Annotated in this window: 9 protein-coding genes; 8 read left to right on the forward strand and 1 reads right to left on the reverse strand. The window is 61.1% G+C overall.

Annotated features, from left to right (window positions below):
• Positions 1 to 73 precede the first annotated feature (73 nt).
• Positions 74 to 2,242, reverse strand: coding sequence for a PAS domain S-box protein (locus NTZ26_12715; GenBank protein ID MCX6561362.1), 2,169 nt, complete (start codon positions 2,240 to 2,242; stop codon positions 74 to 76).
• Positions 2,243 to 2,411: 169 nt separating this feature from the next.
• Here NTZ26_12715 and NTZ26_12720 point away from each other — a divergent pair, with 169 nt between their 5' ends.
• The 8 genes from NTZ26_12720 to NTZ26_12755 form a co-directional block, all read left to right on the forward strand.
• Positions 2,412 to 3,818, forward strand: coding sequence for a hypothetical protein (locus tag NTZ26_12720; GenBank protein MCX6561363.1), 1,407 nt, complete (start codon positions 2,412 to 2,414; stop codon positions 3,816 to 3,818).
• Positions 3,815 to 4,273 (forward strand): hypothetical protein, encoded by a 459-nt coding sequence (locus NTZ26_12725; protein ID MCX6561364.1) that lies wholly within the window; start codon positions 3,815 to 3,817, stop codon positions 4,271 to 4,273. The genes NTZ26_12720 and NTZ26_12725 overlap by 4 nt, the downstream gene beginning before the upstream one ends.
• A 113-nt stretch (positions 4,274 to 4,386) precedes the next feature.
• A complete protein-coding gene (locus NTZ26_12730; protein ID MCX6561365.1) occupies positions 4,387 to 4,989 on the forward strand; it encodes an RNA polymerase sigma factor in 603 nt (200 codons plus the stop codon).
• Entirely contained in the window at positions 4,986 to 5,666 is a 681-nt protein-coding gene (locus NTZ26_12735; protein MCX6561366.1) for a zf-HC2 domain-containing protein, read from the forward strand. The genes NTZ26_12730 and NTZ26_12735 overlap by 4 nt, the downstream gene beginning before the upstream one ends.
• Before the next feature lie 24 nt (positions 5,667 to 5,690).
• A complete protein-coding gene (locus tag NTZ26_12740) occupies positions 5,691 to 6,662 on the forward strand; it encodes a DUF4097 family beta strand repeat-containing protein (GenBank protein ID MCX6561367.1) in 972 nt (323 codons plus the stop codon).
• 674 nt (positions 6,663 to 7,336) lie between these two features.
• A complete protein-coding gene (locus NTZ26_12745) occupies positions 7,337 to 8,398 on the forward strand; it encodes a hypothetical protein (GenBank protein ID MCX6561368.1) in 1,062 nt (353 codons plus the stop codon).
• Positions 8,399 to 8,407: 9 nt separating this feature from the next.
• Positions 8,408 to 8,644: a helix-turn-helix transcriptional regulator gene (locus NTZ26_12750; protein MCX6561369.1), complete on the forward strand. Its 237-nt coding sequence runs from the start codon at positions 8,408 to 8,410 to the stop codon at positions 8,642 to 8,644.
• Positions 8,645 to 8,744: 100 nt separating this feature from the next.
• The coding region (locus NTZ26_12755) for an MFS transporter (GenBank protein MCX6561370.1) at positions 8,745 to 9,384 on the forward strand (640 nt) is incomplete at its 3' end.

Below are 9,384 nucleotides of genomic sequence, written 5' to 3' on the forward strand. Positions count from 1 at the left end.
TGGGATAAGCCGGTCGCCTTGAAGGCGGGGGAATCGCTGAAGATCGAGATCGAGGTCTGATCCGCGCGCCCCGTCACAGGCGCGGCTTGTACTTGAGCTCTTTAAAGGTCAAGCGGAACTCCGTCCCGGCCGTGCGGTCGATCTCCAACTGCCCCTCGAGCTGATCGGTCAGCATGCCGACGATCTGCATGCCCATGCTGTCGGAGGCCATGACATCCAGGCCCTGCGGCAGGCCGACGCCGTCGTCACCAACCTTCATTTCGATCCGGCCTTCCTCGTCCACTCTCAGGCCGAGCCGGACCGTGCCCGCCCGGCCGTCGGGAAATCCGTGTTTGAGGGCGTTCATGACCAGCTCGTTGACGATCAGGCCGAGGGGGATGGCGGTCTGAATGTCCAGAAAGACCTCCTCCACTTCGGGCCGGAGTCCGATCCGCTGCCCGCCGGGGGCGTTTGAGGCCATCAGGTTCTCGATCAGGCGCTTGGCGTAGGAAGAGAATTCGATCCGGGAGAGACTCTTGGATTGGTAGAGCTTCTCGTGGATGAGGGCCATGGAACGGATGCGGCGCTGGCTCTCCTTGAACAGGTCCACGTCGTCGGGGTGCTTCAGGAAGCGGCTTTGCAGGTTGAGCAGGCTGGAGATGACCTGGAGGTTGTTCTTGACCCGGTGGTGAACCTCCTTGATCAGGATGTCCTTCTCGGCCAGTGCGCCCGCGAGCTCGCGCTCGGTCTCCTTCTGGGCCGTGATGTCGGTCAGGATGCCCTCGAAGATCATCCGGCCGTCCTTGTCTTTCACCGCGTTGGCATTAGCCAGGACGTAAAACGTCGAGCCGTCTTTGCGGCGGAGGAGAAGCTCCATGTTCCGGACCTCGCCGTTGTGGGCCATTGCCTCCCGGAAGGGCGTCCGCTGCCGGGCATCCGCGTACGTGTCATGGACGTCGGTTTTCAAGTATTCGCCGATCGTCTCGTACCCCATCATCCGCTGCATCGCGGAATTCGCCGAGAGGATGCGCCCGTCCTCGGTCGTCTGGTAGATGGCGTCCAGGCTGTTCTCGACCAGCCGCCGGTATCTTTCTTCGGAGGCTTGAAGCTCGGCTTGGGCCAACCTCTGCGCGGTGATGTCCTCGACCGTCCCTTCGTATCGGATGATCCGGCCCGTCTCGTCGCGGATGGCCCTGGCGCTCTCGCGGACGTAGATCGTGTTCCCGTCGCGGTGCTTCCAAGCGGCTTCCAGGCCCCGGATTTCGCCGTCTTGTTCCATCCGCTCCTTGAAGGCGGAGCGGGGATAATCCGGTTCGAAGCCGTCTGCCTCGATGTTGCGCCGGGCCAGCTCCTCGAGCGAGGCGTAGCCCAGCATGCGCAGGAGAGCCGGATTGGCCATCAGGATCTGTCCCTCGGGGTTGGTCCGGTACATGCCCAAGGTTGCGTTTTCGTAGAGGCTTCGGAACCGCTCTTCGCTTGCCTGGATCCGTTTCTCCGCTTCGTGGTGTTCGGTTATGTCGCGGCTGACACCGATCAGGCCGACGATCTCTCCTCCGGGGTCGGTGATAGGGGCCTTGATGGTATCGAAGTGGACGGGCTGCCCGTCGGGGCCCTTAGTCTCTTCTTCAAAACGATAGAGCCGGCCCGTGCTCAGGACGATGTCGTCGCTGGCTCGGCAGGCGGCGGCCAGGTCGGCCGGCAGAAGCTCTTCGTCGGTCTTGCCGGCGACGGCCTCCTGGCTCAGCCCGAAAGCCGCTTCGAAGGCGAGGTTCACGATCTGGTTGCGCCGCTCGGCGTCCTTGAAATAGATGATATCGGGGATGGCGTGGAGCAGCCCTTCCAGCCGCGACGTCGTCGTCCGCAGGGCCAGCTCGGCCTGCTTGATGTCGGTGATGTCGTGAATGAGCCCGCGGAAGCCGGTCGGACCGCCGGCCGCATCGCGAATGAGCGCGACCGAGAACTCGAACCAATGGGGCGGTCCGTCCCGCAACTGGATCGGGATCGGGCCGACCCTGGTCGGCTGTCCCGTCCGATAGACTTCGCTGAAGACGGCGAACACCTTGGCCGTACTGGCCGTATCCATGTAGGTCCGGTTGTCGATCCCAACCAGGCTTTCGCGGGGCAGGCCGATGATCCGGAGCATGGCTTCGTTGACGAAGACGAAGCGGCCTTTAAGGTCGGTCTCGTAATAGCCTTCCTCGATGTTTTCCAGAACCTCGCGGAATCGTTCGTCGCTTCGTGGGTCGTCAGGCATCGGCGTCATGTGTTCTTCGTCCCCCTGCGGAATGGGGATAGTCTATCATTTTACCGAGTCCAATTCGATGCGCCATCCTCTCTAGGGGTGATTCGGTGCGGGGATCGGCTTAGTCCCCGGTGCGGTGCCGCCCTCCGTTGTGCTACTATTGACCCGGCCGCCCCGAGAAATCGCAACTTTGAAAAAGCCCCGCCTCCGCCTGCCCCACACCCTGGTCCTTATTTACTTGATCGTCGTCGCGGCCGCCGTCGCCACCTGGATCGTCCCTGCCGGCGAATACCAGCGCCTGGAGAAGGACGGGCGGATGATCCCCCTGCCCGACAGCTTCCATTTCACCGAGCGCCGGCCGCAGGGATTGGGCGCGCTGTTCGTCTCGCCCGTCAAGGGGTTCGCCGCCGCCGCCTCGATCATAGCTTTCGTCCTGCTCATGGGCGGCGTCTTCGCCATCATCCAGAAGACCGGGGCCATCAACGCCGGGATCGGCAGCGTGGCCGATCGCTTCGGGCGCAGCCAGAGCTTGCGGGTTTTGCTCATTCCGGCGACGATGCTTGTTTTCTCTTTGGGCGGCGCCGTCTTCGGGATGTGCGAGGAGACCATGCCGTTCGTCCTCGTCTTCGTTCCGCTGGCCCTTTCGCTCGGCTACGACCGGATCGTGGGGCTGGCCATCCCGTTCGTCGGGGCGGCGGCGGGTTTCGCCGGAGCCTTCTTCAACCCGTTTACGGTCGGGATCGCCCAGGGCATCGCCGGCCTGCCGCTCTACTCGGGGCTCGTCTACCGGTTGGCGGTGTGGGCCGTCGGGACGGCCATCGCCATCGTCGTCGTCATGCGCTACGCCGCCCGCATCCGCAAAGATCCGCGCCGAAGCCCCGTCTACGAGGAAGACTTAGAGCTGCGCAAGACGCTCGACCTCGATCGAACCGGCCGTGAGCGGACACCAGTCACTGCTTCGCACAAGGCCGTCCTCCTCCTCTTTCTAGCCGGGATGGCGCTCCTCGTGGTCGGCATCCTCAAGTACAAATGGTACATCCAGGAGATCGCCGGCCTGTTTCTGGCCCTGGGCATCCTGTCCGGGATCATCGGCCGAGTCCGCTCCGACGACATGGCCCGGGCCTTCGTCGACGGGGCCAAGGATATGGTCAATACGGCCCTGATCATCGGCTGCGCTCGAGCCTTGCTCATCGTGGCCACGGACGGACGGATCATGGACACCCTGCTCTACGCTATGGCCAAAACGATTTCCCGCCTTCACCCCGTCTTTTCGGCCCAAATGATGTTCATGGGCCAGTGCGTGATCAACTTCTTCGTCCATTCGGGCACGGCCCAGGCGGCCCTGACCATGCCGATCATGGCCCCGCTCGGCGACCTGGTCGGCATCACCCGCCAGACCTCCGTTTTCGCCTTCCAGCTGGCCGAATACATCAACCCCATCCTGCCCACCTCGGGCGTAACGATGGGGGTGCTGGGGTTGGCCCGCCTGCGCTGGGATAAGTGGGCCAAGTGGTTTCTGCCGCTTCTCATCCTGTGGTTTATTTTCGCCCTGCTGACGCTTATCCCCGCCGTCCTCCTGCATTGGGGGCCGATTTGAAGGCCAAAGCGGCTGCTGCGTCCCGCACGGCCGCCGATTTGCCGGCCGGTTTGGACGAGGCCCTGGCCGGGCAATGGGCCGCGGCCTGCTCCTGTGCCGTCGGCGCCAAGGACGGGCTGGCCGCTTTCCTGCGCCTTCATCTGGATTTCCTGGCGGCGGAGCCGGGCACGGGGGAGATTCTCTACGGCGGGCCCCCCGACGACGAGACCGGGAGCTTCGACACCGCCGTTCGGGAGACCCTCAAGCCCACTCTCGCCGCCCTGGCCGCGGCGATCGAACGGGGCAAAAGCGAGAAGGCGTTCCGGTCCGACATCGACCCGGAAATGGCCGCCGTCCATTTCTTGGGGATCATGCAAATGTCGTTTGTTTACTGGATGATAGGCGACGGACAGGGAAGTCTGCAGGGGCTTGGCGAGCAGCTTTTGGGGCAGTTTTTGGCAAGCATCTCTGCCTGAGAGGCAACCTTTTTCCCGTTTCTCTCATCTTATTGGGTGGAACGAGAAAAATGGAAATGTCATTCGCGGCCCCGGCGTTGGAAATCAGCCCGCAAATCATGGATAATCCGATCATGAGCAAGCGGGATGATGTCGCCGTAGCTGCCGGCCTCCAGAAGGACGAACCGCTCGCCGACTTGATCGCGCGCGGTCGGAGCGGCGATTCCGGGGCCCTGGAATCCATCTATCATCGCTTCCGGGTCTCCTTCTTCAACCTGGCCCGCCGCTATGCCGGCGACCGGGCCACGGCCGAGGATCTTCTGCAGGATATCTTCATCAAGATCTTTACTCATCTCGACGGTGTCAAGAGCACCGAGATGTTCCCCGGCTGGGCCTACCGCATCGCCCTGAACACCTGCTTCAGCCACCTGCGGGAGAAGAGGACCTCGGCCGGGCGGACCGTGGCCCTGAACGACCTCGAGTTCGCTTTGCCCGACGTCTCCTCGCCCGGCCCGGAGTCGGATCTCCGCAAGCCGCTCGAGGACGCCATCGCCGGCCTGCCTGCCCGCCTCAAGCAAGTCTTCCTGCTTCATGACGTGCAGGGCTTCAAGCACGAGGAGATCGCCGGGATGCTCCGCCTGTCCGTCGGAACCTCCAAGTCCCAGCTCTTCAAGGCCCGGCTCAAGATCCGGACCTTCCTGAAGGCCCGCCACATCGGGCCGGGAGAATGGTCATGAAGTGCGCCGCGTTTCATAAGCTGATCGGGGACCGCCTGGACGGGACCATTCGTCCCGCCGACCGGGCCCGTCTCGACTCGCATCTCAAGTCCTGCGGCGAGTGCCGGGATCTCATGGAAGACTTCCAGAAGATCGCCGAGAGCGCCCGCGCTCTGGACGACCAGGAGACGCCCTCACAAGACGTCTGGCCCGCCATCCTGGCCGGGGTCCGCGCCGTACGCCGCGAAGAACGTCGGGCCGCTTCGCGCCGCTTCGTCCCGCGCTGGGCCTATGCGGCCGGATTCGTCCTGGTCGGCGCCGTCGTCGGCCTGGTCGTGGGCCTGCGGCCCTGGCAGGGCGCGGCTTCGCCCGTCCTGCCTCCCGATCAGGCCGCCACGGTGGCCAAGCTGGAAGAGTCCGAGATGCACTACAAGCTAGCCATCCAGGCGCTGACCGAGGCCCTGGGGGCCGGCCCTTCCGTGATCGGATCATCCGCGGCCGCCCTCTTCGCCCGCGACCTTGGGGCGGTGGACTCGGCCATCCAGGCCTGCCGCGAAGCCGTCGGCCGCGAGCCGGGCAGCGTCGATGCCCGGGTTTTCCTGCTGGCCGCCTACCAGAAGAAAGTTGAGATTCTCGACGGGGTCATGCACGTTCGGAAACAAACGCCGTCCTCGGCCCGAACCGGGGCGAGCCTCTAATTCATTCCCATTGAGGAGAAAGCCATGAGCAAACGCCAAGCGATTCGTCGAGCGGTCGTCATCGGGGCCCTCCTGGCCCTGGCCGTCTATCCGTTGACGGCCTTCGCCGAGGAGAAGATCGATCAGAAGTTCAGCAAGGTCGAAGCCCTGGCCAAGGACGGCAAGGTCATCGTCGGCAACATCTCCGGCACGATCGAAGTCAAGAGCTGGGCCGAGGCCCAGGTCAAGATCGAGGCCGTGAAAACTTCCAAGGCCAAGACCATGGACAAGGCCAAAGAGAACCTGGACAAGGTCCAGATCGTCGTCCAGAAGACGGGCGAGATCGTGCGGATCGAGACCAAGTATCCGGAGCGTCAGGATCGGAACGAGTCTCTCAACGTCTCGGTCAGCTACCAGATTTGGATCCCCGAGAAGGCCTCCCTCTCGGTGCGCAACGTCAGCGGCACGGTCGACGTCCAGAACATCGGCGGCGCCTTCGACGGCAAGGTCACGAGCGGCAACGCCACCCTGGCCAAGCTCGGCGCCGGAGCCGACTTCGAGGTCGTCAGCGGCACCACCAAGGCTTCCGACATCGTCGGGGATTGCAACTTCCGGTCCGTCTCCGGCAACGTTACGGTGGAGCGGGTCAAGGGCTCGGTGGAGGCCGAGACGACCAGCGGCACCCTCCGCCTGATCGGGATCGAGGGCGCCAGGAGCGTGCGGGCCAAGGTCCTCAGCGGCAACGTCACCTATGACGGCAAGCTGGAGAAGGACGGCCGGTACAGCCTGGAGGCGATGAGCGGCCGGGTCGAGATGACCCTGCCCGGCGATTCCTCCTTCGAGCTCAGCGCCGAGAGCTTCAGCGGCGGCATCAGCACCGATTTCGCGGTGACCATGACCGGCCGTATCTCCGAGGGGCATGGCCCGGTGCGGGAGATGCGCGGCACGGTCGGCAACGGCGGCGCCTCCGTCCGGCTGAAGACCTTCAGCGGCTCGGTCAGCCTGAAAAAGAAATAACCCTTTCGATCAAGCCGGTTCACCGTCTCGTCCTGTCCGTGAGCGGCCAGGGCGGGGCGGTTTTTTTATTTCATTGCCCAATTCCGGGGAGGGCAGCTCGGGGTGTCGGCCCGGCAACGCTTTGATGGTCCTCGCCAGGACAGTTGCTTCAACAGTCCTCGCGAGGGCGGCTTCGGGCTCTACTCGCCTTTTCCCACAGCTCTCTTCGGCGCCTCGGAACTCCGCATTCGAGATCGTCCGGTCTTGAAGACCGCCCACTCCGTTTCGATTCCGATAGAAAATCGCGTGCTCAAACAGCCCTCGGCGGCCGTTGGCTTCCCTCAGAGAGTTGTGGAAAAAGTCGCCGCCCTCGCGATTTCGCCGTTGGCCGGCACCCCGAACGGCCAAAGTCTCCCCCGGAATTGGGCGAAGATCCGAAAAATGGGGGGGATAAAACATATTTGACGAAACCGGGGACGGCCTCGGTGATGCTATTGGCGATTCCCTGTTTGTTTCCTACTCAATAATAAGCGCGCTAGCTCTGGATTTTTCCGGCAAACAATTTCCAATTTTCCTGGTATACACGATATATCATTATAAATAAAAAAGAGAAATTTGTTTGACAAATAGTAACCTAGAGGTTATAAATAGAAATATAAAGGTGACTTATTCGTTGTCGTAAAAAGGAGGGGGCAATGAAAAACGCAGTCGAAATGATGGACCGGCTTAGGACGCGATTCATAACGGCTTTTACGGCCTTATATGTTCTGTTAATGGGATTTTGGATTTTATGGGGAGTGGCCTTTTCATTGTTGCGACCACAACCATTTGGAGATTTCGCCAACCCGTCAATGAAGAGATGGGTTCATTTTATCACTTCAACTCGGCCCATATTAGAAATCGTTTCCGTTGCGACGTTCACCTTTTTTGCCATTGCGCTGGTCCTCTGGCTTCTTTATAAGAAAAAGCTTTCCCGTAATCCCGCCATCGACACTGCCGTCCGCGACGAACGCGTCCGCCTCATTTGGCTCCTTTCCTTCAGACGAACGATGGCGGTCGCGATCGCATTGCAGTTTGTTTTGTGGATTCTCAACAATTCGACACTCATCCTTTTTGGCCGCGATCCGCTTTTAACGCAGAGCCATAACCTAATGCTCTTGGTCCTGGTTGTTGTGAGCTTGGGAACATTCTTATCCCTTGACCGCCGCCGAACGGAGCTTTCCCCTTCCCTTACGTCCTTTGAAAGTGCGGTCATCCGCAAAGCCCCCTCCTTGCTCGGCCTTTATCTAGGATGGCACCTTGTCTATATGATCGGGACGATCTATAGGAACTGTCAATTCCTTCTAAATAATAAAGATGCCGACTATCCCCGAGTTCTACGCATTTTAAAATGGGTTAGGGGGGGCTGGCTGGCTTGGATCGCCATCCTGGCCATTATGGTTTATTTCTTCCTCTTCCGATCCTCCAGGTCCCAGCCCGCTATTGCTGTCCTTTCGGGTGATGAAAGGATTTGGATGAATTGGCTGAAGGCCTGCCGAGTTTCCTTCTTGATCGTCCTTACGTTGTTCCTCGCACCCTTGCTTCCTTGGATCCCTTTCTTCATTATTAGTATCTTTAGCAGCCATCTCGCCCAATCTTTGCTGAGCCTTCTATCGTTATCCAAAATTCAATTTATTTTTGCGAATGTCCAATTCAATCTTCTGGCTGCCGTTATCGCTCTTCTGGGATCCTACCTCTACTACGACCGAAAGGATTGAGAGGCTGCCATGCCGCTGAAAAACAAGATTAAAATCCACCGGGCGATTCACGACTTGACCCAGGAGCAGCTCGCCGAAAGAGTCGGCGTCACTCGCAAGACTATCAACACCATCGAGCGGGGCCACTTCGTCCCTTCATCGATCCTTGTCCTCAAAATCGCCCATGTCTTCGGTGTCCCGGTGGAGGAAGTGTTCACCTTGGACGAAGAAGAAACCAAATCTTTGGACCTTAGGGGGAATAAATAAACACCCAAAGGATGCTCGCGGAATAAAGATTCTTCCCTTTCTCTCTTGGAATGGGACAAGGGGCCGTTTTGCCCTATAATAGAGGGCCCGGAAAGCCAATATGCCCTCCAAAGAGCTGCGCCGCGTTTTCGGCCTGAACTTCGCCCGTTCGCTCGCCTACACTTCGATCCTTTTCCTCCTGCCGCTGCATTTCGTCCGGATCGGGTTCAACGGCTGGCAGATCGGGGTCATCGTCTCCCTGCTGTCCGTGGCGCCGCTCCTGGCCACATTTCCGGCCGGCTGGATCAACGACCGCTTCTCGATCGCGGGCGCCGTGCGGGCCGCTTTCCTGGCCGACGGCCTGCTGCTTGCGCTCCTGGCCGTGACCCGCAGCTTCCCGGTCGTCTGCGCCGCCTTCTTCCTGCTGGGGGTCGCCAACAGCGTCCTGGACGTCTCGCTGGCCAGCCTGACCTACAAGGATGAGACGGCCATCGACCAAAACCGCAAGTATGGGCTCTATGTCTTCTGGCTGGGGTTTGGGGCCGTCTTCGGCGTCGCGGGCGGCGGCCTGCTGGTCCAGAAAGCCGACTTCCGAGTCATGTTGTTCCTGTTCGCGGCCATCCTGATCGGGTCCGCCGGCTTCGTGCGCCGGTTCGAAGCCGGCCGCTTTCACCTGACCCGCCTGCGCGACTACGGGCGCGACATCCTGCGGCCCAAGTCGCTTCTCTTCCTGGTCTTCGTCTTCTTCCTGGGCCTGCACT

This window comes from Candidatus Aminicenantes bacterium (assembly GCA_026393855.1).
GTDB lineage: Bacteria > Acidobacteriota > Aminicenantia > Aminicenantales > UBA4085 > UBA4085.